Here is a 26,184-nt window from a genome sequence, read left to right as displayed (position 1 = left end):
TCCTCACTTGCTATACTCAATTGAATTTAAAATTATTATACCCGTTTAGCTTCAAATTCTAGGTCGTGTCGGTACAAAGGGAAGGTATGTATAAAACGTTTTGTGTTCTCGCTTGTGTACTTCTCTCTTCTTTTTCTTACGCTGAGAGCGCTTTCGATATAGTCCAAAAGTCTGATCAAGCGATGCGCGGAAAATCCAGTTATAGCGAAGCCACCATGAAAATTGTTCGCCCTGACTGGTCACGTTCAATGACCATGAAGAGTTGGACGAAAGGTACGGAATTATCTTTGGTCTTGGTGACTGCTCCGGCGAAAGATAAAGGTAGCGCCTCGTTAAAACGTCATAGAGAAATGTGGAATTGGGTGCCGAGTATAGAGCGAGTGATTAAAATTGCGCCATCCATGCTCAGTCAGTCTTGGATGGGATCAGACTTCACGAATGATGATTTAATTAACCAATCTTCTATTGTTGTCGATTATCAACATCAACTGCTTCAAAGTGAAACCTTTGATGGCGACAAAGTTTGGGTAGTTGATGCACTTGCCAAGCCTGACGCCCCAGTGGTTTGGAGCAAAGTCAGACTGTGGATTTCTCAAACGAGCTTGTTACAGCGCAAAGTCGAGTTTTACGATGAATTTGATGAACTGGTAAATGTTTTGACGACTTACGATGTGAAAACGTTGGGTGGGCGAGACGTTGCGACTCGCATGGAGATGCAGCCGATAGATAAACCAGGAAATAAAACGGTTTTGATTACGCACGAAGCGCAATTTGATTTTGATATCGATGATGACTTTTTCTCCCAGCAGCAAATGAAGGCTCTGCGAGATTAGGGTGGATTTTGGTTTAGATAAGAGGTGAGAATCGGATGCTCATCAAGCTCGCATGGCGAAATCTATGGCGGCAAAAACGGCGGACATTGTTAACCGCTTCTGCGTTAGCTCTTGTTCTGTTTCTCTCCTTACTGACTCGAGCGTTCCAAGAAGGAAGTTACTCCTCAAATATTAAAAACGCTGCGAAGTTCTATACGGGATTAATTCAGCTACAACATCCCGATTTTGGGGACTCCTCTAGCATTGATGATGTCCTTCCTCAAACGCCTGCGTTCATTGCATCTGCCAAAAATAATCCTGATATCGACATCGTTCTGCCGAGAATTGAGTCATTTGCGCTTGCCGCCAAAGACGAACGATCCAAAGGCGTGATGGTGCTTGGCGTTGAGCCTGACGCTGAAGATAGCTACTCCAGCATTAGTGACAAAATCGTACAAGGGCGCTTTATTGCATCTGGACAAAACTCGGTGCTTGTTGGTGAGGGCTTGGCAAACTACCTTCATTTGAACGTTGGTGATGAACTGGTGTTGTATGGTTCGGGTTATCGTGGTCAAACGGCGGCTGGACTGTATCAGGTGTCCGGTATTTTGCACTTTCCTTTGCAGCAGTTAGATTCTCAGTTGGTCTACATGCCTCTTGATACCGCACAAGCGTTGTATTCGCTTGATAACCAAGTCACCGCATGGGTCCTTAACACTCAAAGTTTACGCGTGTTGCCTGACATTGTTAAACAACTAAAGCGCCACTACGGGAATGGCGTCGCAGTAAAAAGCTGGCAGGAGCTGTCGCCAGAACTTTCTCAACAGATAGCCTTGGACAAAGCGGGTGGGATCTTTTTGATCTATATCTTGTACGGCATTGTTGGTTTTGGCCTGTTTGCCACGATTTTGATGATGACGTTAGAGCGCCAGCGTGAATTTGCGGTGATGCTCGCGACGGGTATGTTGCGCAGCAAGCTTATGGGGCTCGTCGCCATTGAATCGATGTTTATCTCCGTTATTGGTCTTGTGCTCGGTGTCTTGATCAGCGCGCCTGTGCTTGCGTATTTCTATATCAATCCGATTGAGATTACTGGCGATGCTGCACAAGTGATGCTGGAGAGTGGCTTTGAACCAATCGTACCTGTTTCGCTAGACCCTTATTTGTTAATGGATCAAATTCTTGTCGTTCTCGTTATTTTATCGTTATGTCTGATGTATCCGATGGCTAGACTTCTTCGCTTGCCCATTGCTAGTGGGCTAAAAGGAGGCGCGCATGTTGATTAAATTGGCGTGGCGTAATTTATGGCGGAACAAGCTCAGAACTTCCATTATGCTGGGAGCGATGGTGTTCGGCTTAATGGGCGTTGTTGCCATGATTGGATTCATGAACGGTTTGGTCGACAGCATGATCAAAAACGCGATTGCGTGGCAAACCAGTCATCTACAAGTGCATCAGAAATCCTACCTTAATAATCCTGACCTTAGTGACACAATAACGAATTATCAAACGATAACGGCCGCTTTGGCTGCACATCAAGATGTTAAAGCGGTATCGGCGCGATTTCTTGCTGATGGCATGATTGCTTCTGCGCGTAGTACGAGAGGCGTTCGGATCAATGGCATCAATATTGAACAAGAGCAAAGTATCACACCGCTTAAAAGCCATGTGATAGACGGAGAATGGTTAAACGAAGTGGGAAGAAACCCCATTCTTGTTTCGCAAAAAACCGCAAATCGGTTGAAGCTGCGTGTTGGATCGAAAGTGGTTTTAACATTATCTGACATCAAGGGTGATGTATCTGGCGCAGCTTTTCGCGTTCGAGGTATTTTTAAAACGCCATCCACCACGTTTGATGACGGTAATGTCTACGTCCGTAAAGTCGATCTCGAAACAATCGCAGGCTTGTCGGGTGCGCATGAAATTGGCGTTTTGTTGAACTCCAACGAGACTGAACAGCTAGAAAGTGCAGAGGCATTTACGTTATCAATATTGCCACAAGCCAACCGTGAACAATTGGTCGTGAGAAAATGGCAAGAAATACAGCCTTTACTCGCAACAATGATGAGCTCAATGGATATCTCTAACCAAATTATGTTGGTCGTTTTCGTACTTGCCATGACTCTCGGAATCATCAACATCATGCTGATGTCAGTTTTTGAAAGAACGAGAGAGTTTGGGGTGTTAATGGCGGTTGGCATGCAGCAGCATAAAATTCGCACACTGATTATTTTGGAAACGCTATTCCTTGGTTTGAGTGGTTGCGCGCTAGGGTTATTAGGAAGCGCAGTCATGTTGAAAATACTGAGTATTACTGGCTTATCGCTTGGCGCACTTGCTGATGGGTTAGGTGCTTATGGCGTCGATACCTTGCTTTATCCAAGAGTGTCGTTTTATGAATATCAATTGATTATTGTGGCTATTTTTGTCGCGAGCTTATTTGCGGCTTTGTATCCAGCAAGGCAAATTCTCAAGCATCGACCTGCGGATGCCATGGCGGAGAAAACGTAATGACGATTAAATTGGAAGGCTTATCCAAGACGTACAACCCAAAGAGTGACTTCCCGGTACATGCGGTTCAGAGCGTAGATTTGGAGATCAAGCAAGGTGAGTTTGTCGCTATTATGGGACCTTCTGGTTCAGGGAAAACGACGCTACTAAACATGTTGGGCGGGATCGATTCGCCTACATCAGGACGCGTGGAAATTGATGGATGCTTAATCTCTGATATGTCAGAAAAAGAGTTGATCGCTTATCGGCGCGATAACATTGGCTTTATCTTCCAAGATTATAGCCTGCTCCCCGTACTGACAGCTCTTGAAAACGTCGAGTTTGTTATGCAATTGCAAGGGAAAACAGAAAGGGAATGTCGTGAACGCGCCAGCGCGCTACTGCAACAGGTTGGATTATCACAGCAGATGCATAAACGTCCGAGTAAAATGTCTGGAGGCCAACAACAGAGAGTTGCGGTTGCAAGAGCATTGGCACCAAAACCAAGGTTTGTAATGGCAGATGAGCCTACCGCCAACTTAGACGCAAAAAGTACAGCCGAGCTGCTTGATATAATGGAACAACTCAGCGAAAAAGAAGGCACGACATTTATCTTTTCTACCCATGATCCTAGAGTTATTAAGCGCGCACATCGAATCATAGTATTTGAGGACGGGCGTTTGGCACGAGATTTTGCCAACATTGATAACACCATAGAGAAGAGCCATGCGTGGTAGAGTAGAAGGCGTGAGCTTACTATCCAAGTTATTGCGGCTTATTTTTGCATCAAGTCCTGCGGTAATTTGCATTAAAACTAATGCCAGCGTACCGGGTTTGGAGCCTGAAAAAGCATGGGATATCAATGGCTATGTGAAATACATGGCGACCTATAGTATGCCTGACGAGCAGAGTAATACCCTTGACCATCTACTCCATAACCGGATTAACGTTGAATATCGCTTTTCTCCTGAATGGCGAATAAATCTTGGTATCAGGAATAGAGCATTGTGGGGCGATGCGCTTGAGATTCCTCAATATGCGGAACTCGTGGCGCTTGATAATGGGTATTTTGATCTAAGCAAAAACTGGCGAGAAGATAATGTAATCCTCAATACCCAACTGGATCGACTCTACGTCTCTTGGAGTGACCAAGATTGGGGGGCAAGGTTAGGGCGGTTCCGGGTCAACTGGTCAATGAACACCATTTGGAACCCAAACGACATCTACAACGCCTATTCTATTTACGACTTTGATTACGAAGAGCGGGCGGGCACCGACGCTGTCATGGCGAGTAAAAAACTTGGGTTTGCCGATGGGTTAGATCTCGTTTTCTCTCCGTCAAAGCAGTCTAAAGAAAACAGCACGTCACTACGATATTTCTCCAACGTTTCTGGTTGGGACTATCAAATCATTGCGGGTCGATCTCGGCAAGACTATGTTCTTGGAGCAGGGTTCGCGACTGATATCTATCAAGCCGGGCTTAGAGGCGAGTTAAGCTGGTTTGATCCTATTGATACAGAGCGTCAAGGTCAGCCTACTGAGGATACGACAGTCGCTAGTTTGGAGTCAGATTACAGTTTTGGTGGTGTGCGTAACTGGATGGTGAGAGGGGCTTGGTTGTTTATTTCTGAACCAAAGCCAGCGAGCAGCGCATTAACTTACCTAAACCTCCCTCTCTCTGCGAAAACCTTGAGCTTCACGGAGCATACTGTTTATGCCGATGCTAGCTTCGACTTAACGGCGCTCAACCGCGTCACCTTATCGGCTAGTTACTATGATGATGGCTCTTACTTTGCTGGATTATCCAGCAGCTATTCACTCAGTGATAATTGGCAACTGCTAACTGTAGTTCAACATTTTAACGGTACGGACGGCAGCTTATTTGGAGAAACACCTGCAACTTTGGTGTTTGCTAATATCCGGTATAGTTACTAGAGATGCCTTTCATTTAGCTGCTATCCCTAAATAATGCAATCAATCACAAATAATGCCTTGTTCTGAAGTTGTTTTTGATACAAGCATTTAACATTTTTATAAACATCGTTATATTTAAGGCTCATCGTTGTCAGGAGTTTATGGATGAACCTTACGATATCAGGGAAGTTGCAGCTCAGTTTTGTGCTGCTAGCCGTACTTTTTATGGCATCAGCGGTATTCACGTATCGCAACGTCACTATCGTAGAGCAATACGCCTCTTCGTTACTTAAATCCGATTTACCGACCGTAGACACCAGTCGCGGTATCCAACAGTCCGTTCAAGCGTCGCTGTCCTCTATTCGAGCCTACATGTTGCTAGGTGGCGATGAAGAGGCGAGCGCACGTCTAAGTGAGGACGTACGCAATATCATGGCGTCAACAGACGAGTCGCTTCCAACGTTGCAGGCTTTGATCTCTGAACAGGATTTTCAAGCGATTCAAAGCCAGTGGGACGTGGTAAAAGTCTCTCTAAACAAGCTGATTGAACTTAGCCACAGTGATGAGAACTTACCCGCGCACAACCTCTTTATTAACGAAGCGGCACCCATTGCAGAAGTGGCACTTGATCAGCTTCAAAGCTTAATCAATGAAGAGTCAGGAAACCCATTTGGTGGAGACAGAAAACGTCTGTTTAAAGTTTACGCCGACAGTTATACCTCGCTCGCCAATGCTCTGTCTGCTCTGCGTGATTTCCTGTTGTACGGGCAGCAAGATCATCTGGACAAATACCACGACTTGATTAAGTACCACAATCAGTCTGTGGCGGAAATCGACAGCAAACTCGACAGACTTACTGATAACGACCAATCACTGTGGTCACTGTTTAAAGAAATGCAGCAACTGTACTTTCCTTTAGCAGAGCAGGTGATTGCATTGCGTCAGTCGCCAGAGTGGAACGAATCAAACTTGCTGATGGCGAACGAACTGTTGCCAGCAGCGGATGCCCTAGACCAAAGTTTAGAAACGATCGTATTGGCTCAACAAAGTCGTGCAGATCAAAGTGGACAGGGTATTAATCAGTCGATCAAAAACGTACTCACCACCATGCTGATTGCGGCAGCGTTGGTTTTGTTTGCCGCGGTAGCGATTTCAAAATACATGGGCAATATCATTGGTCGCCGAGTGAAAAACTTATCGGAGCGAGCCAAGACGATCGCTTCAGGGGACGTTTCTCAACCTCCGCTCACTGTTGTTGGGAAAGATGAATTGGCAGACCTTACCGATTCGATTAACCGCATGAACCAATCGTTAGCGAGCATTGTGGCAGGGGTGAGTGAGAAAGCGCACCAAGTGGATACCAGTATGGGGGCTTTGTTGGAATCGGCGCAAGTCACCTCATCGAATGTGGAACAGCAACAGACCAGCATTGTTGAAATGGGAAGCCAATTGGATGAAATCGCTTTAGCCGCGCGTAACACCTTAGATCAAGCCAATCAATCGGTGCAGAAGCTTTCTGATTCAAAAGGCGAGATTGAACAAGGTCGTGATGCTTTAGAGCAAAACAAAGTCACTATGGAAAGCTTACATGGCAGCATTGAAACCGCGAGTACGCAAGTGACGCAGTTAAGCAAAGAGAGCGAAGCCATTGGTCGAGTTACTGAAGTGATTGAAGGCTTGGCAGAGCAAACCAATTTATTGGCATTGAATGCGGCGATAGAAGCGGCGCGTGCGGGTGATCAAGGGCGAGGCTTTGCGGTCGTGGCGGACGAAGTACGTATGTTAGCGACTCGCACTACTCAATCGACGACAGAAATCAACGGTATCATCAATGCGATTCAACGCTCGACCAATTCGGTGGTTGAGGAGATTGAACACAGCCAATCACTTGCGGAGCAGGGCGCTGAGCACATTGAAAAAGCGGTAACTCGTTTGCTCGTCACTACTGAACAAATTGGTTCTTTGAATGAACAAATGGCAGAACTTGCGGCAGCGGCAGAGCAGCAATCTCATGCGACCAATTCCATCACTGGATTAATGTCCGATATTACTCAATCAGTGGATGAGGTTTCGAATAACAGCCAACGTGCATCAGAGACATCATTGCAAGTAAAAGAGCAAGTTACCGAGCTGAATCAACAGATGGCAACTTTTAAAACGGCGTAGATAAGGTTTACGTCTGTTCATCGACTTTTGCTCGTTAACCAAATAGTAAAAAAGCCCCAATCCTTTTTACACAAAAAGGGTTGGGGCTTTTTGTTGGATGATACGCCGATATTCGTCTACTTGCTCATTGGATTTGGCTATTTAAATCATAGCTAAAACCAAATTTTCTTCGCCGAGCCTGAGTCGTAATATGACTCCATCGGCAGCAAATACTGCAAAAGAATTTTTAAACTTTATACCAATCCCGGTAAGAGAATCGTTCGTTACTACGATTGGTATCATCCTTCTAGGAGCAAGATTATGAACAAACAAGTAAGCCTAATTGGTCTAGACAGCGAACAATCAGCACAACTAGCTCAACAGCTAAATCAACTGCTAGCGCATTACCAAGTGTTGTACATGAACTCTCGCGGTTACCACTGGAACATTAAAGGTGCGCAATTCTTCGAACTGCACGTAAAATTTGAAGAGATTTACACTGATCTACAAACAAAAATCGATGAGCTTGCAGAGCGTATTCTAACTTTGGGTCATACGCCAGCGCACGCATTCAGCCACTACTTGGAAGCAAGTGAAATTAAAGAACATCAAAACGCGACTTCTGGTGAGGAGTGTGTACAAGGTCTGGTTCAAGGCTTTAGCGTTCTACTTCTAAAACAGCGTGAGATTCTACAAAACGCGGGTGAAGCAGATGACGAAGGTACAGCGGCATTGATGGGTGATTACATCCGTGAGCAAGAAAAACTTATGTGGATGCTTAACGCCTACCTACAAGGCTAAGCAACGCATCACCCAAGCACTCACTTGGGGACGCATAAATAAATCGGGAATAAGTCAAAGGAGCACGTGAGTGCTCCTTTTGTTTATGAAAGTACCTAGTTAGTCGTGAATGTGCTTAAAAGACTGAAAATGTTCGAGTAAATCGGTCAGTTCTGTTACAGCAAGAGATGCGGAGTCGCGCAATTGTGCAGTCGTATTGTGGTGAACAAGGCAGGATGGCATTTGGGCGTTGTATGCGGCTTGTAGGTCATAAAGGAAATCGCCCACATAAAGTACTTCATCTGGCATTAATCGCCACTCTTTAGCTAGGACTTGGAGTGATAAAGGATCAGGTTTTGCTGGATAGCATTCACGAGTGAGGACATGTTCAACATCAATTCGGTTATGTTCCAACTTACGCTGCGTAGCGATCAAACAGTTGCGCGTTACTATCGCGGTTTTAACTTTATGCTGATGTAAGTATGCTAAAAGCTCGTGGCAACCCAACATCGGAGATGACTGCTCAGCATCAGAAATTTCATGATCAAAGATGACATTATGGGCATGCTCTCTCTGATGTGGATGGTCAAGCTTATCAACAAAATCCAATAAATCTTCGTTTTGTGGACAGCCTAGTTGCTGACGAAGATCTTTGAAGTTCATATCGGAGCTGACGAGCGTATTGTCTAAGTCGAAAATAACGGCTTTGACTCTTTCAAGTTTTAATGGAAAAGGAACCATGATGACCTCGTACGACTTAAACCAAGCTATCTTTCTAAAAACAAAAGGTTATTGTTAATTTTAGATTCAAACGTGTTACTTGTACGAAAATAAATCACTGATACGTCACAACTTAAATAGTCTCAATAATGTTGGTGTTTGATTACTTCTCTTCAAGACGGAAAATTTTGCCTGTATCTGTTGAAAAATAGACATAGCCATCCGGACTGATGGTGATATCTCTGACTCGCTCGCCAAGATTCTCCATCAATCTTTTTGATTCGGTGAGCTTGCCATTCTCAATAGAAACCACGTTGATGTGCGCCAGCTTCAAGGCACCGGCGAGGATTTTTCCATCCAACTCTGGGTACTTATCACCACGATACACCACCATATTGCTTGGCGCGATAGACGGAATATAAACCAACTTGGGGTCTTCCATATTCGGTAAGCTTTTCGCTTCTCCAACGTCTAACGGTCCCCAATACTCTTTACCCTGAGAGACCTTTGCCCAGCCGTAGTTTGCACCTTTCCTAATCAGGTTGATTTCATCACCACCACGAGGGCCATGTTCAATCGACCAAAGCTGTTTTGTTGCTTTGTCGTAAAACATGCCTTGTGGGTTACGGTGCCCGTAACTCCATATTTCAGGGCGAGCCTCAGAAGTCTTGAATGGATTATCTTGTGGTACCGAGCCATCAAGGTTGAGGCGAAGAATAGTGCCTGCATGGGTTTGAGTGTCTTGCCCATTATTACGTTCGCCACGGTCCCCAATTGAGAAGTAAACCTTGTCATCGACAAACGCAATACGGCTGCCGTAATGACGGCTGGTGTCCGTGATTGCGTCGGCGACAAAGACGTCTTTCCAATCCACAAGTTGATTGTTTTTCAATTGTGCGGTCGCTAAGGCCACAGTATTTCCTTTATCGGTACGTTTGCTGTAAGTAAAGAAAAGTTGTGGATTTTGTGGAGCGGTATTCGGCACTAGAGCTACATCTAATAAACCAGCTTGCCCACTGGTGCTCACATTCGGAACTTTGAAGAGGATTTGCTGTTTTCCCGAAGCAATATTAAGTAATGAAACGGTGCCGTTTTTTTCATTCACGATCATTTGTTGCTTATCGAGAAATTCAATTCCCCATGGGATTTGAAACCCATTGGCAACCTCATTAGCACGATATTCCGCAGCATCGATAGAAAAAGCTAGGCAAGCGAGTAGGGTTGCAGTGATAGTTCTCATGGTTCCTTCCAATATGAATCCAAGATACTTAAAAACTAACACTAAAAGAGGACGTTTGGCAGGGTATGCGAACATAAAAAATCCCCAATACGAGATCGGGGATTGAATTAAGACTAGAGAATTGTTTACTTAGCGAGCCTACATCGCTTCTTCGAAGATCTTAGAGATCTCTTCGTGCGTTGCTTGTTTCGGGTTGGTGAAACCACAAGCGTCTTTTAGCGCGTTGTCCGCTAAGGTTGGGATATCTTCTAGCTTCGCACCAAGCTCTTTAATGCCTGATGGGATGCCGACATCTTTAGCAAGCTCAACGATAGCATCAATGGCCGCCGCAGCACCTTGCTCTGCTGACATACCTTCAACATCAACACCCATTGCTTTAGCAACGTCACGTAAACGCTCTGGACATACTTGCGCATTGTAACGTTGTACGTGAGGTAGAAGAATTGCGTTACATACACCGTGTGGTAGGTCGTAGAAGCCGCCTAGTTGGTGCGCCATTGCGTGAACGTAACCAAGAGATGCGTTGTTGAATGCCATACCTGCCATGAACTGTGCGTATGCCATTTGCTCTCGAGCTTCAAGGTTTTCACCGTTTTTCACTGCTGTGCGAAGGTGAGCTTGAATCAGTTCAATTGCTTTGATTGCTACCGCGTCAGTGATTGGTGTCGCAGCGATAGATACGTAAGCTTCAATCGCATGTGTTAGCGCATCCATACCTGTTGCGGCAGTAAGAGACGCAGGTTTAGCAAGCATCAACTCAGGATCATTCACTGACATCAATGGTGTTGTGTGCTTGTCCACAATCGCCATCTTAATGTGGCGCTCTTCATCTGTGATGATGCAGAAACGCGTCATTTCAGAAGCAGTACCAGCCGTTGTGTTGATTGATACGAGAGGCAGCATTGGTTTTGCGGATTGGTCAACGCCTTCGTAATCGCCGATCTCGCCGCCGTTTGACGCCACTAAAGCGATACCTTTTGCACAATCGTGCGGTGAGCCGCCTCCGAGTGAGATAACGAAGTCACATTCGTTTTCTTTTAGTAAAGCTAAGCCATCATTAACGTTGGTGATAGTAGGGTTTGGTTGAGTGCCATCGTACACAACGGTTGCTACGTCGCGTTCAGTGAGAAGGTCTTGAACTTGTTTGACTACACCGATTTGGTTAAGGATCTTATCCGTAACGATCAAACCTTTTTTAAAGCCTTGAGATTGGATGCTGTCTGCTGCGTCTTTTAAACAACCAGCGCCCATTAGGTTTACCGTAGGGATAAAAAATGCACTTGTCATATTGGATAGCTCCGTCGTTATTTTTAATAATCTTTCTTAATTTGCCATTTACTGTCGCACACTCGTTTCCAGATTGAAGTTGATCTGAAGCAAGTTTACCTATTTAGAGGTATTTGCAAGAGAAAAACTGTGACAGTGATCTTGTTGCACAGCGTATAGGTGCAACACAGATATAAAGTAGAACAAATATGAAACCAGTGACGCAATCGATTGGCAAAAATTGATATCTAATACGGATATATCTCTAAATTAGACTAAAGTATAAAAAATCCCCATTAATAACTTAACTATCAATGGGGATAGGAGGTAGGTTTATAAGTTATCTATCAATAATTAGGCAATATCAATCAGCTTTGATACTAACTTTTCGATACCTGATGCCGCTTGAGAGATATTCTCTGCCAACATATAAGCTGGGGTTGATAGAACGAGGTGTGTTTCATCAAAAACGATATCCTCGACAGAGCAAGTGATGTGTTCACCGCCCATTTGATTAAATGCTATCGAGATCGCTTCATCGTTGCCTACGGTGCCTTTCACGCCATGCTCATAAATCATCGGAATAATGACAGGAGAAATACACAGATAACCTGCTGGCTTTTTGGCATGAGCGAATGCGCGACATGCTTGAGCTACGTGTGTATTAATCGAGCACTCAGCCCCTGATACTGCGAAGTCAGTGAGATTTTTAGCGGCACCAAAACCGCCAGGTAAGAGTAGGGCATCAAACTCATCTGGATTCAATCTTGCAACATCATCAATATTGCCACGTGCAAGGCGTGCAGATTCCACCAACACATTTCGTGTTTCGTCCATCTCTTCGCCAGTTAGATGATTAATCACGTGTAATTGATCGATGTTAGGAGCAAAGCAATGCCATGATGCACCTTCTTTTTCAATGGCATGGAGTGCTAATACGGCTTCATGTAGTTCTGTGCCATCGTAAACACCTGAACCACTGAAGATAACTGCGACTTTTTTCATTTGAGAATTCCTTTAGTCTGAGGTTTCCGTTTGTTGCTCTGTTTCTTTTAGATGTTGAGTGCTCGAATCAGTTTCGGCGATTTCGCTACCGTCGTCTTCTTCATCATAGTAGCGCACAACAAAAGGTGTAAGCATAACACTCGAGGGCAGAAAATGTTTCATATCGACTCCAACTGCGTAATGGAGTGATTTTTATACTGATTTTTATAAAACAGTACGTTGAACCTGATCATTTTTGAGTTAAGCTGATGTTTCCTTTGGCATTCGTGAGTGGTAGGTCACATGAAATCAGTGCAATTTCGTTTCACACTTTATGGTTGTATTGCCATCCTCTCTTGGAGTTGCTTACTTGGCATTGCCAGGTTAGTTACCGAGAGCCTAGGTCCCGTGGGCGGGGCGGCCATGTTGTACTCTCTCAGTTCTATTTTCCTTCTTATCGTAGTTGGCATTCCGAAGTTATCGTACTTTTCTCCAAAGTATCTCGTGCTTGGTGGCGCAATGTTCGTTTGTTATGAAATATTTCTCGCTTTATCTCTGGGATATTCCAACTCGCGTGCGCAGGCTATTGAGGTGTCGATTGTCAATTATCTTTGGCCAGCTCTCACCGTTTTGTTTGCGGTCTTAGGCAGTAACAAAAAAACAAACTGGCTGCTTTATCCAGCGGTTGCGCTGGCGTTTATCGGAGTCGCGTGGACGGTGAGTGGTGAAAATGGCTTATCCGTTACTCAGATTATGTCCAATGTCAGTAGTAACCCTTTGGTGTACTTTATGGCTTTCGCAGGAGCAGTTATATGGGCCTTTTATTGTAATTTAACCCAGAGGCAGCAATCCAAACATAACGCGATTACGTTGTTTTTCATTGCTACTGCTGTTTCGTTATGGGTGAAATATGCGTTTGCTGATGAGCCAGAGATGACTTTTTCATGGGAAGCAATGGGCTACCTTTTGGCTTCTGCGGCGTTGATGGCTGGTGGTTATGGTTTGTGGAACATCGCGATTGTTGGCGGAAATATGGTCTTTCTCGCGACACTTTCTTACTTTACGCCCATTTTCTCTGCGCTATTTTCTTCCATTATTCTTGGTGTGACGTTGAGCCCGAGCTTTTGGCAGGGGGTTGTGATGGTTACGGTGGGCTCTTTGCTTTGTTGGGTAGTCACCAAGGAGAAGCGTGAAGCAGCAGGTTAAACCAAAATTATCTGGTTTTATCTTTGCGCTGTATGCTCAAATGACAGAAAGAAAAAAGCTCCCTCGGTCGGGAGCTTTTTCTTTCGTGCTCTAACAGTTTGCGACGTTTAAATGGAGTTGCAGTTTGAATCTGTGCTTCGACAGACGTTTCGTTAACTGAGTACGAGTTTGTTCCAATTTATCCAATGCAATGGTGTCGTCATCGACGTGCAAATCGATGTTAATACGAAGCTCTTGGCCCACTTTAGTGATACCCGCTAACTTTAGCTGGTGGTCAGATGTTTTTTCTATCTCTAGTACATCATTGCCAACGACCTGACATAGCTCTTTGCTTGGTGTCATCATTAGTAGCTCACGTAGTGCACCAACCAACATATCAAAAGGAACTTTCAGAAAGTAGAAGCCCATTAGCACCATCATCATAGGATCGGCATAAACCGCATATTCAGCGAATGGCGTTAGTGATACAACCCAAGCAGCAACAAATCCTACCGTCACCGCTACACTTAATAGCGTATCCATCTGCCACTGTTTTTTCTCTGCTTCAATCAAGCCTGATGAGAAGCGACGGCTGCGTTTAGCCATAAACCACCAAGCGTAACCACAACCGATGACGTTTACGATGCCGAATAGAGTGGCAATAGAAGCATCGACTTCACGGCCTCCGGACATCAATGCGGAAATTGCAGAGTAAAGAGAAAAGCTTACAACCACTAAAATAACAGCCGCTTTTATCGCAATAACGATTGGCTCTAAGACCGCTTTTCCAAATGGGAATACAGATTTTGAGGGCTTGTTAATATAGTAGGAAGCGGCCAGTGACAATAAAGTTAACAGTAAGCTGACCAAAGAGTAAACACCGTCAAAAACGATGACAATTGATCCTACAAGCAAGCCAAGTACCATACCACCAGCAGCGAACCCAGATGCTAAAAGGGCTGAAATGGTTAGAATACGGTTTTCGTTTTTGCTTGTCCTGTCACACATAAAAGATGCCTTTAAATTTTAATACCTTACTATTCTTCTCGCATAAGGTAATTTAGGCAACCACTAAGTGAGCAGGTTCTAATCTAAAAAGTTGCGTTTTTGTTTTTACTCTTATAAAACAATGACTTACTGTATGAACTTGGTGCCAATAAAATTGGCGCTCACTGATAAAATGTTTAGAAGTCAAATAAATACTCGCTCAATTTATCCGCTAACCATGTCATTGCTGGGTGCTCAGTTTGACCGTTAGGTGAAAACATACAGTAGTCTTCTTGTGTCAATCCGTATGTATGCTTGATAACGGCGAGCTTTTGCTGGCGAAGGTAATGGCGGATTAATGGTTCTGGCAGTACACCCCAAGCGTCTTCTTCTAAGATGGTGTTGAGCATGTAGTCAAAACTCGAAAAGCCAATGTATCGAGTCGAGAAAGGCTGCAGTTCAGGGTTATCTTTCTCATTTAGGTACACCATCAACGCTTGCATCTGGCTGCGTAGATCTTCGTCTGAGACTCGGCGCATCTTACTTAGGCGATGTTCTGCACTGCATACTGACATCATACGTATCTTGCCTAGCGGGTTATACACGATACGAGGATCGTCGACGCGCTCATAATCAACACCAAAGGCAAAATCCACTTGGTGGGTACTGACTAAGTTGGCTAAGTCGCCACTGGATGCCAAGATTAAGTTGAAGGTTGTGGAAGGGAAGCGGTTATTCAATGTATGAGAAAGCTCTTGCCAGAGATCATCAGGTAAGGAGTCGTCACGTGCTACCCAAACTTCCGCGTTAAAACCTTCCGAGATTTGAGCACAGGTTTTTCTTATCCGCTGTGCGATGATAAGTAGGTGTTCGCAATCTTTGTAAATGGCTTTCCCAGCTTCAGAGAGAGTGAGCTGGTTGCCAGTTCGGGTAAACAACTCAACGTTGAGATCTTTCTCTAAAGCCTTAATCGACATACTGAGTTTGGTGCGATTACAATCGAGTTGCCTTGCTGCTTCAGAAACAGAACCACACTCAGCGATGGTGCAGAAGGCTTCTACTTGAGTTAAGTTCATGATTTGACACAACCAATAAATGAATTCAAATAATTTGGGTATTATGCAGATGTGCTCCCAAAGCCGTGAAAGATTATCGAAAAAAACGCGAATCCGCCAGATAAGTCTATGGTCTTTTAACGGTTTTGCGGTAATCTATGTGGGTTACAAAAAGTGAACATGGAGGCCACGATGGCACAAGATTGGGACGGCTTAGCAAAAAACTGGGAATCAAATCCAGCAACAGAGCAATTTGCGCAGTCGGTGTTTGAGCAGTTACAACAGCTAACTCAGCTTGATGGCATTAAAGTACTAGATTTTGGATGCGGAACCGGGCAGTTAAGTCAACGATTGTCACCGATGGTTAAAGACATCGTAGCATTAGACGCATCGGAAGCCATGATTGAAGAACTCGATAAAAAAGAGCTTGCCAATGTAGAACCTGTCGTAGATGCATTGTCTCGCGGCTTGGTCGCTCAGCATCCAGCGTTTCGTGGACAGTTTGACCTAGTAGTTGCATCGTCAGTTTTAGCGTTTGTGGAAGACTTAGACGCGTCATTAAAAATCTCGCATTCTTTACTTAACCACGGCGGTTACTTTGTTCATTTTGATTGGATTGCAGAATCTGAACAAGACGGTTTTACCCTTGCGAAGTCTAAACGTGCTTTGAAAGATGCAGGTTTTACTGAGGTTGAATCGCAACACGTTTTTGACATTACATCTGACGGTAAAACGATGTCGGTATTAATGGGGCTTGGTCGCCGTTAATACTGAATAAAGAACACCACATGATAAAAGCGAGCTACCTAGCTCGCTTTTTTCTTATCGGTTGAGGGGATGTACTCAAGTTAATCTCACTTGTTCTTCAACCTGTCGCTGCGGGTGTAAGCAAAGTGGTTCTCTAACAACCAAGTGTTCTGAGGTTATTTTTGGGCGACTATCCTGCGTATCTCCTCCAATACTTCAGGGTTGGCTATTGCGCCTAAATTTTCTACGCTCCGATTGTTAACGACTTGCTTAACGGCTAACTCAACCAATTTTCCCGAACGGGTCTTAGGTATATCGCTTATTGCGTAAATTGCACTAGGTACATGTCTTGGAGAACATGCAGATTTTAGCTGTGCTTTGATGGAGGCGATCATCTCGTCGTTGAGCTCTATCCCTTTCATTAATTGGACAAACAGCCATATTTGTTCGTTGCGATCGACTTCTTTTCCTACTGCGATGGAATCTAGAATACCGTCTATACTGTTCACTTGCTGATAGATTTCGGCTGTGCCGATTCTTACGCCACCGGGATTCAACGTGGTATCACTTCGACCATAAAACACGTATCCACCAACGCTGGTTTGTTCAACATCGTCGCCGTGGTGCCAAATATTGTCGAACTTATCCCAATAAGCACGATGATATCTTTCCCCGGTGTCGTTCCAAAAGCCAGCGGGGAAGTTGGGCAATGAATTGGCACAAACCAACTCACCGCGCTCTCCAATTACGCTATTACCTTGTGGGTTAAAGACTCTGACATCGACCCCTAATCCCGCTGATTGGCACTCTCCTCGATAAACGGGAGAAATAGGGTTGCCTAACACAAAGCAGCCACAAATGTCTGTCCCGCCTGAGATCGATGCGAGGTGGACATCTTCTTTAATGTGCTGATAGACATAATCAAACTGTTCTGGATACAGAACTGAGCCCGTTGAGCAAATGGTTTTCAGACTTGGAAATGCATCACTTTTCGGCGGAGAAAAAGAAACTTTTTCCAATGCCTCTAGGTATTTCGCCGAAGTTCCAAACAGCGTCACTTCGGCTTGTTCAGCGAGGTCCCAAAGCACGTTATGAGCGGGATAAACAGGGCTACCATCAAAAATTACTAAACATGCGCCGCTCGCGAGTGAAGAAACGTGCCAGTTCCACATCATCCAGCCGCAGGTCGTGTAATAAAACACTCTGTCGTTAGGTTGGATGTCGCAATGCAGTTGGTGCTCTTTCAAATGGTTAAGCACTGTTCCGCCGACGGAATGAACGATGCATTTCGGTTTGCCTGTCGTGCCTGAAGAATAGAGCACAAATAGCGGATCGTTAAAATTAACACGAGTAAAAGTCAGCGCTTCGGGTGTGTATTGATTAAGGACGTTTTGCCAATCTTGAGTGCAGACGTCGCATTCAAAAATGTGTGGTTTCAGGTAGCTAATTTGGCAAACCTGTTTAAGACCATCAAGATGATCCGCAATGTGCTGGTTTTTCTCAGACATATCGAAAGTTTTGCCATTGAATGTATAGCCATCACAAGTAAACAGGACTTTAGGTTTCACTTGACCAAAGCGCTCCAAAACGCTTTCAACGCCAAAATCAGGTGAGGTAGAAGTCCAGGTTGCCCCTAAACTGGTGGTTGCTAACATGGCTATCACCGTTTGAGGTAAGTGAGGCAAATAGCCAGCTACGACATCACCTTGCTTGATTCCACATTCTTTCAACCATTGCTGGACACTCGAAACTTCTTCACACAATTGTTTCCATGTGTAGGTTTGCTTTTCTTCACGTTCATTTTCAAACCAAATCGCGAGATCATCGGGTTGGTGACACGCGTAGGTTAGCAAGTTTTCGGCGTAGTTAATCTGCGCGTTTGGGAACCATTTCATGTCCCTATTTTCGACGGGTTGCTGCCAGCGACTTTCTGCTTGCTCCTTTACGGTCTCTCCTTGAGTACCAATGACGTCGCAGAATAACCAGACTTCTTGCCAAAATTTTTCCACATGATCGAGTGACCATTGATGCAGATCGGCGAAGTTTTCAATGGTATTTCCTTGTCGATTAATGTGTTCAATAAACTGTGTGATGTTGGCTTCTTCGATACGACTTTCGCTCGGTTGCCATACTTTGCTGCTCTCGCGCATAGGTCCCTCTATAACAAAGTGGTAACAGATTTTAGTTTGAGAGGAATACACGATAAAGTCAAACAAGCTAGATATTATATCGTGTCATAAAAATCATGCAGTTACGACGTGTTGTAAACAATATGTTACATCGGATTGATACTGAGAAAATCGTGTGGGGATTGGAAGCTCTTAAGACTGAAGATAGGCTTAATGTAAAGGATTTGTTAATGGAGATGTACCATGACTCAGTATCGTTCTAAACCCGTAAACCAGGAAGGCAGGGTTGAATGGAGCCGTGAAGAAGACGCCATTTGGCGAGATTTGGTAACACGACAAATGGGTGTGATCCAAAACAGAGCTTGTAAGGCTTATTTACACGGTTTAACGCTGCTTGATTTACCTCAAGACCGCGTTCCTCAATTGCCAGAAATTAATCGTGTCCTGATGGAGACAACAGGTTGGCAAGTGGAGCCCGTTCCTGCGCTTATTGACTTCGACCGTTTTTTTAATCTGCTCGGTAATAAGCGCTTTCCCGTCGCCACATTCTTGCGTACCAGAGAAGAGTTCGATTACTTGCAAGAGCCGGATTTCTTCCATGAAATATTTGGTCATTGTGCGATGTTAACCAACCCAGATTTTGCTGCATTTACCGAACATTATGGTCAACTAGGGCAAGCCGCTACACCAAAACAAAGAGCGTATCTCGCTCGTCTCTACTGGTTTACCGTAGAATTTGGCTTGGTGAAAGAAGGGGACAAAACCAAAATTTACGGTGGTGGTATTCTCTCATCTCCTGGCGAAACCCTCTACGCATTAGAGAGTGATGTAGCAATTCGCGACCCATTTGAATTACAAACTGTGCTGAGAACGCCTTATCGTATCGACATCATGCAACCGAAGTACTACGTGATTGATGACTTTTCTCAGCTCTTTAAAATCAGTCAGTTAAATTTATTGAAACAAGCCGATCTAGCGATTGAAGCTGGACTGCTTCCTCCACTTTTTGAACCAAAGGAACCTGCTCATGTTGAATGAACAAAAATGCGAAGCTTGTAGTATCGATGCCATTGCACTAAGCAAAGAAGAACAACAATCTCTGCTGCTGCAATTGTCTGATTGGCAGATCATTGAAAGAGAAGACATACCTCAACTAGAAAAGGTGTATAAATTTAAGAACTTCAAACAAGCATGGGCTTTCAGTAACAAAATCGCGGAACTGGCAGAAGATGAGTTCCACCATCCTTCTATTTTGTTGGAGTGGGGTAAGGTCACCGTAACGTGGTGGAGTCACTCGATCAAAGGTCTGCATAAAAACGATTTTATCTGCGCATCAAAGTGTGACGCACTAGCATCGGCAGAGTAGGACATTACCTCACACAAAAAACGCCCGGCTTTATGCCGGGCGTTGTGTTTCTGTATGACTTTTACATTGCTTTATAGATTGATTCGGAAGACGGAAGTCGTGCCAGATACCTCATTACCAACGGCGATAAAATGACTACCATTACGGATAAAGTAATTAATGGATTCTGGGCCTAAATCGCCTGCTTTTGGATTGTATGTGTCGTTGGTGCATTCTCCATCTTCCACTTGTGTACACACTGGCTGATTGTAATCACGACGGTTTACGTAATGTAGGAACTGCACTTGTTTCGGATCGGTAATGTCATAAATCATAATACCGCCTTGGCGCTCTAAGCCGATGAACACGTAATGGCGACCGTTAATTTGTGCTACTTCAATCGCCTCTGGCTCAATGCCTTTATCATCACTTCGGTCATCGCCACTGTGATGGTTATCGTTGGTACTGTTGAAGTTTTTACCTTCATTCAGCAGCGCGATGGTCGCGAAATCGTCACCACTATCGAAGACCAACTTGCCGTTTTCATCCCAAATCGAGAATGAACGCGCGCCAAATGCTTGAACATTCTCTTGTGCAGAAAGCGTTTGTTCCGGCTTAATCACTTTTAAACGCGCGAGTTGTTTGTTGTCTTTTAGTGCTTCTGCCAGTGGGTGCTCTGCTGCTACTTTCAGCTTCTTACCGCGCACTTCATCAACATGGCTTAGACAGGTCCCTTGCTCAGATGTGTATTCATCTGTACCAAGGAAATCGTCTTCATCCCACATCAAGCCTGCTTTGTCGCAGTGTTCTTGAGTGGTTTTGAATCCGTACTCACGCCCGTCTCCTTCATTTGCAGATACGATGTAAGTACTCCCATCCACTGAGTAGCTGTCGATGGTGTCAGGCATAAATAAGCCAACCAGTTGTGGGTAGCTTTTCAAGTTTCCAATAATTTTGTCTTTGTTAGATGCATCGAGTTTAGCGTCCGACCAAGACTTCTCACCTAAGCCAACAATTTTTTCTACCGATTTGCTCACTGGATTGACGATTGCCATGGCGTTATTTTCTTGTAGCGCGACATAGATTTTACCGTTATCTGCAAAAGTGAGGTATTCCGGCTCTAGATCTTGTGCAATGGTGGCGTTTGGCCCCGAAATACGCACATTCATTGGAAGCTCTGCTTTTCGTGAACCATCAAACTCGTTAAAGCCAATTTGTGTCACTTCTGCTTGAGCAACGCCAAGGTTCAGATCGATCAAAGTGACGCTACCTTCAGGATCGACGCTGTAATCGCTGTTTGGTTCGCCCTCATTAGCGGTTGCGATATATCGGCCATCTTTCGAGAAGCCTACCATGTCTGGCAATGCGCCTGTTGGGAAAGTCGTGACTAATGACAAATCGTCGGAGCGGTACAAACCAACAATACCATTCGCTTGTTTATTACTGTTTTCAATCGCAACCGCGACCAAACCATTGAATACAGCGACACTGTTTGCTGCGCCAATTTCAATGCCCGCTGCTTCGCCAGCGCTGTTGAGGTCAATGAATGCGCTTTGGGTTGGTACGCCGTTGTCATCCATAGAAAGTACATCGACACGTTTTGCTTGAGCATTGACCACATAGAGCTTATCCGTACAGGCGTCATAACTGACGATTTCAGCTGCCGATGTGTCGAATGGGGCATCAGCAACGGATGTCCCGATAAACGTTAACCCTTGAATTGAAGTTTCCCCAGCAACGGGCGCAGTGGTAGGTTTGCATTGTGTAGCGAATGAAGCCACGGTATCTTCGGGTTGTGATGAACACGCGATGGCAAGTGATGACAATGCGAGTGCACCGATTGCCTTTAAAGGGGTGATCATGATATCTCCTTATCAATCCGATACGTTGTCAATCAGCATGGGTTTTATGCTGCTGTCCATTTCCGCACTGGAATGATGGAACGCTGAATGACGTGTGATTTGGTAAGGCTCTGAATATATGTATGATTGATGACTCTTATATTGGCTTTTTATGAAACTAATGTGTCATCAAAATGATGAAGTAGGGATAGAGGAATAATGGAATTAAAATCGTTTTTAGATTTATTGGCAGCTTCACCAGAGCAGGTCGAATTTGAAGTCACGATGGCGGTGATCGAAGATAACTATACGTTTGAGCCAACCGCTTTTGTTAATGGTGAGACACAAAACAATGCAGGCGAGAACAACGGTTCGTGTAAGATCTTCGCTTTCGGTTTGCTAAACAACCTAGACAAAGAAGCGACGCTAGCCTGCTTTGGTCGCTTTTATCGTGAAGATGTATTGCAGCATCCAGAGAATAACGATCACCAGAATATTCGTAATTTTATGGTGACAGGTTGGGAAGGCATTAAGTTTGAAGCACCCGCTTTAACCGCTAAATAAACACCAGTCAGAAAACGCAGAACAGTAAGCCAGTCGTATTATGCGACTGGCTTTTTTTCTAGACATTTTCGGCACAAACACAGCTGGTTGGCGCTTGGCTTGGGTAAATCACGGGTTTCAATAGTAAAGCACCAACAGGTTTCTTTGCCTGCGACGATATCACAATGGGCTTGAGTCCCGCACTCAGGACAATTGTGCGTTGAATCTTTCCCTGCGATTTGTTCGATAATCGTATCTCGTTGGAGATCGGTTTTGTCTTTCCATTGGATGATTTCATCCATCGTTCGGTGACAACCAGAGCATATTCCGGCGTTATTTTTACATGCTGCTCGACAAGGTGACTTCATTGCTTTCTCGTTCTCATTTTTTATGCCGCGTACTCTAGCACAAAGCGAGTCAAAGCCGCCAAAATAAACATGAGTGCGATTTGCTGGTGAGGAGAGGGCGGCAGTGATATTCTTGGACGAGTTACCTCAAATCTTTGTCACTTATGTTAGAAAAAGAAAACCTCATTAAACTCGCTAGAATGCAAATGCCATTTGGGAAATATGCAGGGCGAGTGTTAGTCGACCTACCTGAAGAATACTTACTGTGGTTCGATAAAAAGGGCTGGCCAAGCGGCGAACTAGGGGATTTGCTCAAGCTGTGTTTAGCGCTCAAAATTGAAGGCTTAGATAATGTCGTGAAGCCTTTGAAGCGTATGTAACTAGCCACAGAAACTCCCACTTTTAATGAAAAGACTTATTATGAATTTTGATATCGATGCACTGAAACACCACCAATTGGTCGAAGATGGTAAATTAGAGGGATGTTACATTCATCAGCCAGCCCAAGGTAGCCAGCAAGATGACAAAGCTGTTTTGGCAGAGCGCCAAGCGTTGGAAAAGTTGGGATATAAGGTAATACAGGTTAAAGCTAAAGGCGGGACAACAACGTTTGCCGAGGCGATGCAAAAGCTTGCGAAGGAAACTGGTCACATGCCTAAGGAGTAAGTGAGTTTAACCTGCCACAGCTTCCCTAGTTATTCCACGATACCATGTATTTTCATTCAAAAGAGCCAGACTGTTAGGCTGACTCTTTTTTGCTCCAAACCCGTTGAGAGCTTAAACGTTGATCGTATTAATAAAGTCCGTCAGTAGAGAAACCAGTTAGTTGCATAAATAACGAGAAGGACTAGAAGACCTAGAAGGAATGGGAAGGTTAGCATCATTACGAACTTTTTCTTGAAGCTTGGTTTATCGAATACCACGCCTTCGGCCTCCCTTACTCTTCGCTCTTCATCAAAATGCCATTTAATAGCTAAGTAAGCTCCAATACCTAATACAATAAGCTTAAAAGCGCCAGCAAAGTACGGAAAGAAGTTAGCCCAACTGTCGTTCATTATCCATCTCTCTCAAATTAAATATGGGCTTTACGGTAGCAGAATCCAAGGTTTATGTTTAGTGCTCTCCCAAAGTCAGGTGCCCTGACTGGCACAAGCCTACTGATACTGCTAACTGTCCACAACTCTCTTTGCAATATCCTTGGTTATTAATGATTTAATAGAAAAGGACTCGAACATTTATATCCAGAGGCGTGTCGGTATGGTTTGTAACGTTTTTGCCCCATTCCAATTTAGCTCGTTTGAGCGTCTCTTTGCCTAATAGTTCCCATTTATAATGATCTTGCGTGGTTCAAGGCCCATTTCATCCAATGTTACCGTTGCCAGCCCATCAACATGTGCAGTATAGGGTCTGAGTTTTGAGTGGATACAATCTTCTCGGATTAGCCACTATATCGTTCACGATTATCAACAGCCAAGGTCAGGTCACGCGTTTGTCTCACAGCCCAAAAGTGCAAGTGAGAACCGCGGTCACAGTAAAGAATTTGTTTTGTATCATCTTGGGTTTGCCATCATGCCAAGATTTATGATGGAGAAAGAGTTAGCTCGAGGAGATTAAGTTCGCATCCTATTTGATGTACACGACTTGGAGAACCCGACTTATGCGGTGTACTAATAGAAAGCTTCGATGCCGTTTCGAGTTGAGTTCTTGAAGAAAAAGGCCGGTGCGTTTGAATAGCATCGAACGTCTCCTATTAAACTCAGTATTCCCAAAGCAAAGCCCACCGACAAGTGGGCTTTGTTCTCTTTCAATAACGAAAATAATAACTAGTAGCTCGCTTGAATGCTGACACCGCTATAGTTTGAGTAACCTTGAATCATGACGTGATAACGTCCACTTTGTGTCGCGCTGACCGTACATGTTTCATTGTTACCGTATTTGAAAGGTCGGCAGTCCCATGCGTTCAGTGCTGGTTTTGCACCAAAACGGAGATACAGGTCTGCATCACCACTGCCACCATACATTTGTACGGTTAAGCGCTGCCCAGCTTCGACATCAACATAGTAATACGCTACTTGACCAGTTGAACCACTTAAACCACTTACTGGCACGCCCGAGGTTAATTTGCCTTCTGGGTCCGGTGTTGGATCTGGGCCACCGCAGTCTTGGCCACAATCTGCATCCGTTAAGCTATAAAGTAGCTTGTTCACGCTGCCTCTTGTGTCCGTCACCTTTCCGCTAGTTGCGCGGCTAACGATCAAGGCCTCTACTTGGCTTGGAGACAGTGAACTGTTTTCTTGAAGATACAATGCTGCTACACCCGCTACATGTGGCGTCGCCATCGATGTACCACTAATGGTTTTGTAACCACCGTCATACCACGCAGATTTGATTTGTGAGCCTGGCGCAAACACGTCCACACAACTGCCCCAGTTTGAAAAACTCGAACGTGCATCCGTGCTTGTGGTCGAACCGACAGTCACTCCTGTAGCTACGCGTGCTGGGGAGTAGTTACATGCATCGGCGTTGGAGTTACCTGCTGCTAGCATAAAGCTGACACCTGATTGAACCGCACTTTGCACTGCGCTATCTAGAGCAACAGATTGACCGCCACCTAAACTCATGTTGGCGACTGAAGGTCCGGAAGCGTTCGCAGCCACCCAGTCCACACCGGCAATAACACCAGACGTAGAACCCGATCCGGTACAGCTCAATACTCTCACGCCGACAAGGTTGACGTTTTTCGCAACACCATACAAGCTGCCGCCAATGGTGCCCGCAACGTGTGTCCCGTGTCCATTACAGTCACTTGCATCTGCATCGTTGTCGACAAAGTCATACCCAGAAACCGAGCGCCCACCAAACTCAACGTGTGCATTGTTCACACCAGTATCGATAACATAAGCCGTTACACCAGTTCCATCAAAGTTGGCACTGTAGTTGTTATCGAGCGGCAAGTTACGTTGGTCGATTCGGTCTAGTCCCCAAATGGCATTGGTTTGATTTGCGTCTGCCGAGACTATTGGGTCAAGCGATAGGATTCTGTCTTGCTCAATGTAGTCCACACGAGGATCAGAACGTAGATCTTGTAGCTGCTCAGGGCTCAAGTTAGCGACAAATCCACTTATCGAGTGGTCAAAAACCGACTCCACTTTTATCGAATATAAACCGGACATGCGGTCTACAGACTGTTGCGTGAATTGCTCGAATTCCGGTGAGCTGCTCGCCATCATTTGCGGTTGTTGAAATACCACTATATATCGATCTGCAATGGCGATGTCGTCCGGTGCAAGCATCAAAGTGGCAGGCAATGTGTCGGGAGCTTGTTGTAACTCTGCACTGTCCGCAATCTCATTGGGTTGCGAAAAAGCGAGAGAAGAATGAAAACAGAGCGCGGAGGTGATACAACAACTTAGTAGTTTCTTTAACATAAAATGTTCCTTGAAATCATAGTCTTGTTGATTTTACCTAGTACCAAACTGTCAACACGAAAACACAGACAATCAGCGTAGTACGCTCAATACGTGCTGCAGTGACGTTACACAAATCAAACTAGACAATGAGTAACCATATGCATAATTGATAATAATTCGCATACTCAGAAACATGATCAATAACTAAGCTTTATTGAAATTGAAATGCAAAGATTCATTTAGA

The 26,184-nt window shown here is 44.6% G+C and carries 26 protein-coding genes; 14 read left to right on the top strand and 12 right to left on the bottom strand.

Going from position 1 to position 26,184, the window contains the following annotated elements; all coding sequences use genetic code 11:
* Positions 1–86: 86 nt before the first annotated feature.
* The 7 genes from CBX98_RS09870 (at position 87) to CBX98_RS09840 (ending at position 8,162) form a co-directional block, all read left to right on the top strand.
* The gene (locus CBX98_RS09870; protein ID WP_046873698.1) at positions 87–833 is read left to right on the top strand and encodes an outer membrane lipoprotein-sorting protein; all 747 of its coding nucleotides are present in this window, start codon (positions 87–89) and stop codon (positions 831–833) included.
* Between the two features lie 35 nt (positions 834–868).
* The gene (locus CBX98_RS09865; protein ID WP_005391149.1) at positions 869–2,098 is read left to right on the top strand and encodes an FtsX-like permease family protein; all 1,230 of its coding nucleotides are present in this window, start codon (positions 869–871) and stop codon (positions 2,096–2,098) included.
* Complete coding sequence (locus tag CBX98_RS09860) at positions 2,088–3,323, top strand: FtsX-like permease family protein (protein WP_109169106.1); 1,236 nt, start codon at positions 2,088–2,090, stop codon at positions 3,321–3,323. The genes CBX98_RS09865 and CBX98_RS09860 overlap by 11 nt, the downstream gene beginning before the upstream one ends.
* A complete protein-coding gene (locus CBX98_RS09855; RefSeq protein ID WP_005391145.1) occupies positions 3,323–4,039 on the top strand; it encodes an ABC transporter ATP-binding protein in 717 nt (238 codons plus the stop codon). The genes CBX98_RS09860 and CBX98_RS09855 overlap by 1 nt, the downstream gene beginning before the upstream one ends.
* Positions 4,029–5,237: a hypothetical protein gene (locus CBX98_RS09850; RefSeq protein ID WP_109169105.1), complete on the top strand. Its 1,209-nt coding sequence runs from the start codon at positions 4,029–4,031 to the stop codon at positions 5,235–5,237. Before CBX98_RS09855 ends, CBX98_RS09850 begins: the two co-directional genes overlap by 11 nt.
* Before the next feature lie 144 nt (positions 5,238–5,381).
* Positions 5,382–7,382, top strand: a complete 2,001-nt coding sequence (locus tag CBX98_RS09845; protein WP_109169104.1) for a methyl-accepting chemotaxis protein — start codon at positions 5,382–5,384, stop codon at positions 7,380–7,382.
* Between the two features lie 300 nt (positions 7,383–7,682).
* A complete protein-coding gene (locus CBX98_RS09840) occupies positions 7,683–8,162 on the top strand; it encodes a Dps family protein (RefSeq protein WP_109169103.1) in 480 nt (159 codons plus the stop codon).
* Positions 8,163–8,261: 99 nt separating this feature from the next.
* Here the strand turns inward: CBX98_RS09840 and CBX98_RS09835 are convergent, their stop codons facing one another.
* From CBX98_RS09835 to CBX98_RS26275, 5 genes are all read right to left on the bottom strand, one after another.
* On the bottom strand, positions 8,262–8,882 hold the full coding sequence (locus CBX98_RS09835; RefSeq protein WP_109169102.1) for an HAD-IA family hydrolase: 621 nt from the start codon (positions 8,880–8,882) through the stop codon (positions 8,262–8,264).
* A gap of 142 nt (positions 8,883–9,024) precedes the next feature.
* Positions 9,025–10,101, bottom strand: a complete 1,077-nt coding sequence (locus tag CBX98_RS09830) for a PQQ-dependent sugar dehydrogenase (protein WP_109169101.1) — start codon at positions 10,099–10,101, stop codon at positions 9,025–9,027.
* 138 nt (positions 10,102–10,239) lie between these two features.
* Positions 10,240–11,388, bottom strand: a complete 1,149-nt coding sequence (yiaY, locus tag CBX98_RS09825) for an L-threonine dehydrogenase (protein WP_109169100.1) — start codon at positions 11,386–11,388, stop codon at positions 10,240–10,242.
* A 333-nt stretch (positions 11,389–11,721) separates the two neighbouring features.
* Positions 11,722–12,372 carry an isoprenoid biosynthesis glyoxalase ElbB gene (gene elbB, locus CBX98_RS09820; protein WP_048625237.1) on the bottom strand — a complete coding sequence of 217 codons (651 nt, stop codon included), beginning with the start codon at positions 12,370–12,372 and terminating at the stop codon, positions 11,722–11,724.
* A 12-nt stretch (positions 12,373–12,384) separates the two neighbouring features.
* Positions 12,385–12,534: a hypothetical protein gene (locus CBX98_RS26275; RefSeq protein WP_164673231.1), complete on the bottom strand. Its 150-nt coding sequence runs from the start codon at positions 12,532–12,534 to the stop codon at positions 12,385–12,387.
* Positions 12,535–12,654: 120 nt separating this feature from the next.
* Between CBX98_RS26275 and yddG the strand changes: the two genes are divergently transcribed.
* Positions 12,655–13,557: an aromatic amino acid DMT transporter YddG gene (gene yddG / locus CBX98_RS09815; RefSeq protein WP_065646932.1), complete on the top strand. Its 903-nt coding sequence runs from the start codon at positions 12,655–12,657 to the stop codon at positions 13,555–13,557.
* 90 nt (positions 13,558–13,647) lie between these two features.
* On the opposite strand, the gene CBX98_RS09810 is transcribed toward yddG, so the two are convergent.
* Both CBX98_RS09810 and CBX98_RS09805 read right to left on the bottom strand, forming a co-directional pair.
* Positions 13,648–14,544 (bottom strand): cation diffusion facilitator family transporter, encoded by an 897-nt coding sequence (locus tag CBX98_RS09810; protein WP_005391129.1) that lies wholly within the window; start codon positions 14,542–14,544, stop codon positions 13,648–13,650.
* A gap of 176 nt (positions 14,545–14,720) precedes the next feature.
* A complete protein-coding gene (locus CBX98_RS09805) occupies positions 14,721–15,599 on the bottom strand; it encodes a LysR family transcriptional regulator (RefSeq protein ID WP_006742040.1) in 879 nt (292 codons plus the stop codon).
* A gap of 171 nt (positions 15,600–15,770) precedes the next feature.
* Between CBX98_RS09805 and CBX98_RS09800 the strand changes: the two genes are divergently transcribed.
* The gene (locus CBX98_RS09800; protein WP_006742039.1) at positions 15,771–16,346 is read left to right on the top strand and encodes a class I SAM-dependent methyltransferase; all 576 of its coding nucleotides are present in this window, start codon (positions 15,771–15,773) and stop codon (positions 16,344–16,346) included.
* 155 nt (positions 16,347–16,501) lie between these two features.
* Here the strand turns inward: CBX98_RS09800 and CBX98_RS09795 are convergent, their stop codons facing one another.
* Positions 16,502–18,475 carry an acetoacetate--CoA ligase gene (locus tag CBX98_RS09795; protein WP_109169099.1) on the bottom strand — a complete coding sequence of 658 codons (1,974 nt, stop codon included), beginning with the start codon at positions 18,473–18,475 and terminating at the stop codon, positions 16,502–16,504.
* Between the two features lie 222 nt (positions 18,476–18,697).
* Between CBX98_RS09795 and phhA the strand changes: the two genes are divergently transcribed.
* Both phhA and CBX98_RS09785 read left to right on the top strand, forming a co-directional pair.
* On the top strand, positions 18,698–19,492 hold the full coding sequence (phhA, locus tag CBX98_RS09790; protein ID WP_005391119.1) for a phenylalanine 4-monooxygenase: 795 nt from the start codon (positions 18,698–18,700) through the stop codon (positions 19,490–19,492).
* Positions 19,482–19,820: a 4a-hydroxytetrahydrobiopterin dehydratase gene (locus CBX98_RS09785; protein ID WP_005375563.1), complete on the top strand. Its 339-nt coding sequence runs from the start codon at positions 19,482–19,484 to the stop codon at positions 19,818–19,820. The genes phhA and CBX98_RS09785 overlap by 11 nt, the downstream gene beginning before the upstream one ends.
* Positions 19,821–19,891: 71 nt before the next feature.
* Here the strand turns inward: CBX98_RS09785 and CBX98_RS09780 are convergent, their stop codons facing one another.
* On the bottom strand, positions 19,892–21,661 hold the full coding sequence (locus CBX98_RS09780; RefSeq protein ID WP_109169098.1) for a choice-of-anchor I family protein: 1,770 nt from the start codon (positions 21,659–21,661) through the stop codon (positions 19,892–19,894).
* Between the two features lie 198 nt (positions 21,662–21,859).
* On the opposite strand from CBX98_RS09780, the gene CBX98_RS09775 reads away from it, so the two are divergent.
* A complete protein-coding gene (locus CBX98_RS09775; protein ID WP_109169097.1) occupies positions 21,860–22,204 on the top strand; it encodes a HopJ type III effector protein in 345 nt (114 codons plus the stop codon).
* A 38-nt stretch (positions 22,205–22,242) separates the two neighbouring features.
* On the opposite strand, the gene CBX98_RS09770 is transcribed toward CBX98_RS09775, so the two are convergent.
* Positions 22,243–22,551: a cysteine-rich CWC family protein gene (locus tag CBX98_RS09770; RefSeq protein ID WP_074189939.1), complete on the bottom strand. Its 309-nt coding sequence runs from the start codon at positions 22,549–22,551 to the stop codon at positions 22,243–22,245.
* A gap of 143 nt (positions 22,552–22,694) precedes the next feature.
* Here CBX98_RS09770 and CBX98_RS09765 point away from each other — a divergent pair, with 143 nt between their 5' ends.
* Both CBX98_RS09765 and CBX98_RS09760 read left to right on the top strand, forming a co-directional pair.
* The gene (locus CBX98_RS09765; RefSeq protein ID WP_109169096.1) at positions 22,695–22,910 is read left to right on the top strand and encodes a DUF3820 family protein; all 216 of its coding nucleotides are present in this window, start codon (positions 22,695–22,697) and stop codon (positions 22,908–22,910) included.
* A gap of 40 nt (positions 22,911–22,950) precedes the next feature.
* Positions 22,951–23,196 (top strand): hypothetical protein, encoded by a 246-nt coding sequence (locus tag CBX98_RS09760; protein WP_104970140.1) that lies wholly within the window; start codon positions 22,951–22,953, stop codon positions 23,194–23,196.
* A 140-nt stretch (positions 23,197–23,336) separates the two neighbouring features.
* Here CBX98_RS09760 and CBX98_RS09755 read toward each other — a convergent pair whose 3' ends face one another.
* Together CBX98_RS09755 and CBX98_RS09745 are read right to left on the bottom strand one after the other, a co-directional pair.
* Positions 23,337–23,585: a hypothetical protein gene (locus CBX98_RS09755; RefSeq protein WP_012842472.1), complete on the bottom strand. Its 249-nt coding sequence runs from the start codon at positions 23,583–23,585 to the stop codon at positions 23,337–23,339.
* A 768-nt stretch (positions 23,586–24,353) separates the two neighbouring features.
* Complete coding sequence (locus CBX98_RS09745) at positions 24,354–25,958, bottom strand: S8 family peptidase (RefSeq protein WP_109169095.1); 1,605 nt, start codon at positions 25,956–25,958, stop codon at positions 24,354–24,356.
* Between the last annotated feature and the right edge of the window lie 226 nt (positions 25,959–26,184).

Source organism: Vibrio sp. T9, assembly GCF_003123985.1.
GTDB classification, from domain to species: domain Bacteria; phylum Pseudomonadota; class Gammaproteobacteria; order Enterobacterales; family Vibrionaceae; genus Vibrio; species Vibrio diabolicus.
The sequence above is the reverse complement of the archived record's forward strand: the minus strand, read 5'-3'. Positions and strand labels throughout refer to the sequence as shown.

Coding starts and splice junctions, on each gene's coding strand:
- CBX98_RS09870 (WP_046873698.1), top strand. CDS start 87: ATGTATAAAACGTTTTGTGTTCTCGCTTGTGTACTTCTCTCTTCTTTT.
- CBX98_RS09865 (WP_005391149.1), top strand. CDS start 869: ATGCTCATCAAGCTCGCATGGCGAAATCTATGGCGGCAAAAACGGCGG.
- CBX98_RS09860 (WP_109169106.1), top strand. CDS start 2,088: ATGTTGATTAAATTGGCGTGGCGTAATTTATGGCGGAACAAGCTCAGA.
- CBX98_RS09855 (WP_005391145.1), top strand. CDS start 3,323: ATGACGATTAAATTGGAAGGCTTATCCAAGACGTACAACCCAAAGAGT.
- CBX98_RS09850 (WP_109169105.1), top strand. CDS start 4,029: ATGCGTGGTAGAGTAGAAGGCGTGAGCTTACTATCCAAGTTATTGCGG.
- CBX98_RS09845 (WP_109169104.1), top strand. CDS start 5,382: ATGAACCTTACGATATCAGGGAAGTTGCAGCTCAGTTTTGTGCTGCTA.
- CBX98_RS09840 (WP_109169103.1), top strand. CDS start 7,683: ATGAACAAACAAGTAAGCCTAATTGGTCTAGACAGCGAACAATCAGCA.
- CBX98_RS09835 (WP_109169102.1), bottom strand. CDS start 8,882: ATGGTTCCTTTTCCATTAAAACTTGAAAGAGTCAAAGCCGTTATTTTC.
- CBX98_RS09830 (WP_109169101.1), bottom strand. CDS start 10,101: ATGAGAACTATCACTGCAACCCTACTCGCTTGCCTAGCTTTTTCTATC.
- yiaY (WP_109169100.1), bottom strand. CDS start 11,388: ATGACAAGTGCATTTTTTATCCCTACGGTAAACCTAATGGGCGCTGGT.
- elbB (WP_048625237.1), bottom strand. CDS start 12,372: ATGAAAAAAGTCGCAGTTATCTTCAGTGGTTCAGGTGTTTACGATGGC.
- CBX98_RS26275 (WP_164673231.1), bottom strand. CDS start 12,534: ATGAAACATTTTCTGCCCTCGAGTGTTATGCTTACACCTTTTGTTGTG.
- yddG (WP_065646932.1), top strand. CDS start 12,655: ATGAAATCAGTGCAATTTCGTTTCACACTTTATGGTTGTATTGCCATC.
- CBX98_RS09810 (WP_005391129.1), bottom strand. CDS start 14,544: ATGTGTGACAGGACAAGCAAAAACGAAAACCGTATTCTAACCATTTCA.
- CBX98_RS09805 (WP_006742040.1), bottom strand. CDS start 15,599: ATGAACTTAACTCAAGTAGAAGCCTTCTGCACCATCGCTGAGTGTGGT.
- CBX98_RS09800 (WP_006742039.1), top strand. CDS start 15,771: ATGGCACAAGATTGGGACGGCTTAGCAAAAAACTGGGAATCAAATCCA.
- CBX98_RS09795 (WP_109169099.1), bottom strand. CDS start 18,475: ATGCGCGAGAGCAGCAAAGTATGGCAACCGAGCGAAAGTCGTATCGAA.
- phhA (WP_005391119.1), top strand. CDS start 18,698: ATGACTCAGTATCGTTCTAAACCCGTAAACCAGGAAGGCAGGGTTGAA.
- CBX98_RS09785 (WP_005375563.1), top strand. CDS start 19,482: ATGTTGAATGAACAAAAATGCGAAGCTTGTAGTATCGATGCCATTGCA.
- CBX98_RS09780 (WP_109169098.1), bottom strand. CDS start 21,661: ATGATCACCCCTTTAAAGGCAATCGGTGCACTCGCATTGTCATCACTT.
- CBX98_RS09775 (WP_109169097.1), top strand. CDS start 21,860: ATGGAATTAAAATCGTTTTTAGATTTATTGGCAGCTTCACCAGAGCAG.
- CBX98_RS09770 (WP_074189939.1), bottom strand. CDS start 22,551: ATGAAGTCACCTTGTCGAGCAGCATGTAAAAATAACGCCGGAATATGC.
- CBX98_RS09765 (WP_109169096.1), top strand. CDS start 22,695: ATGTTAGAAAAAGAAAACCTCATTAAACTCGCTAGAATGCAAATGCCA.
- CBX98_RS09760 (WP_104970140.1), top strand. CDS start 22,951: ATGAATTTTGATATCGATGCACTGAAACACCACCAATTGGTCGAAGAT.
- CBX98_RS09755 (WP_012842472.1), bottom strand. CDS start 23,585: ATGAACGACAGTTGGGCTAACTTCTTTCCGTACTTTGCTGGCGCTTTT.
- CBX98_RS09745 (WP_109169095.1), bottom strand. CDS start 25,958: ATGTTAAAGAAACTACTAAGTTGTTGTATCACCTCCGCGCTCTGTTTT.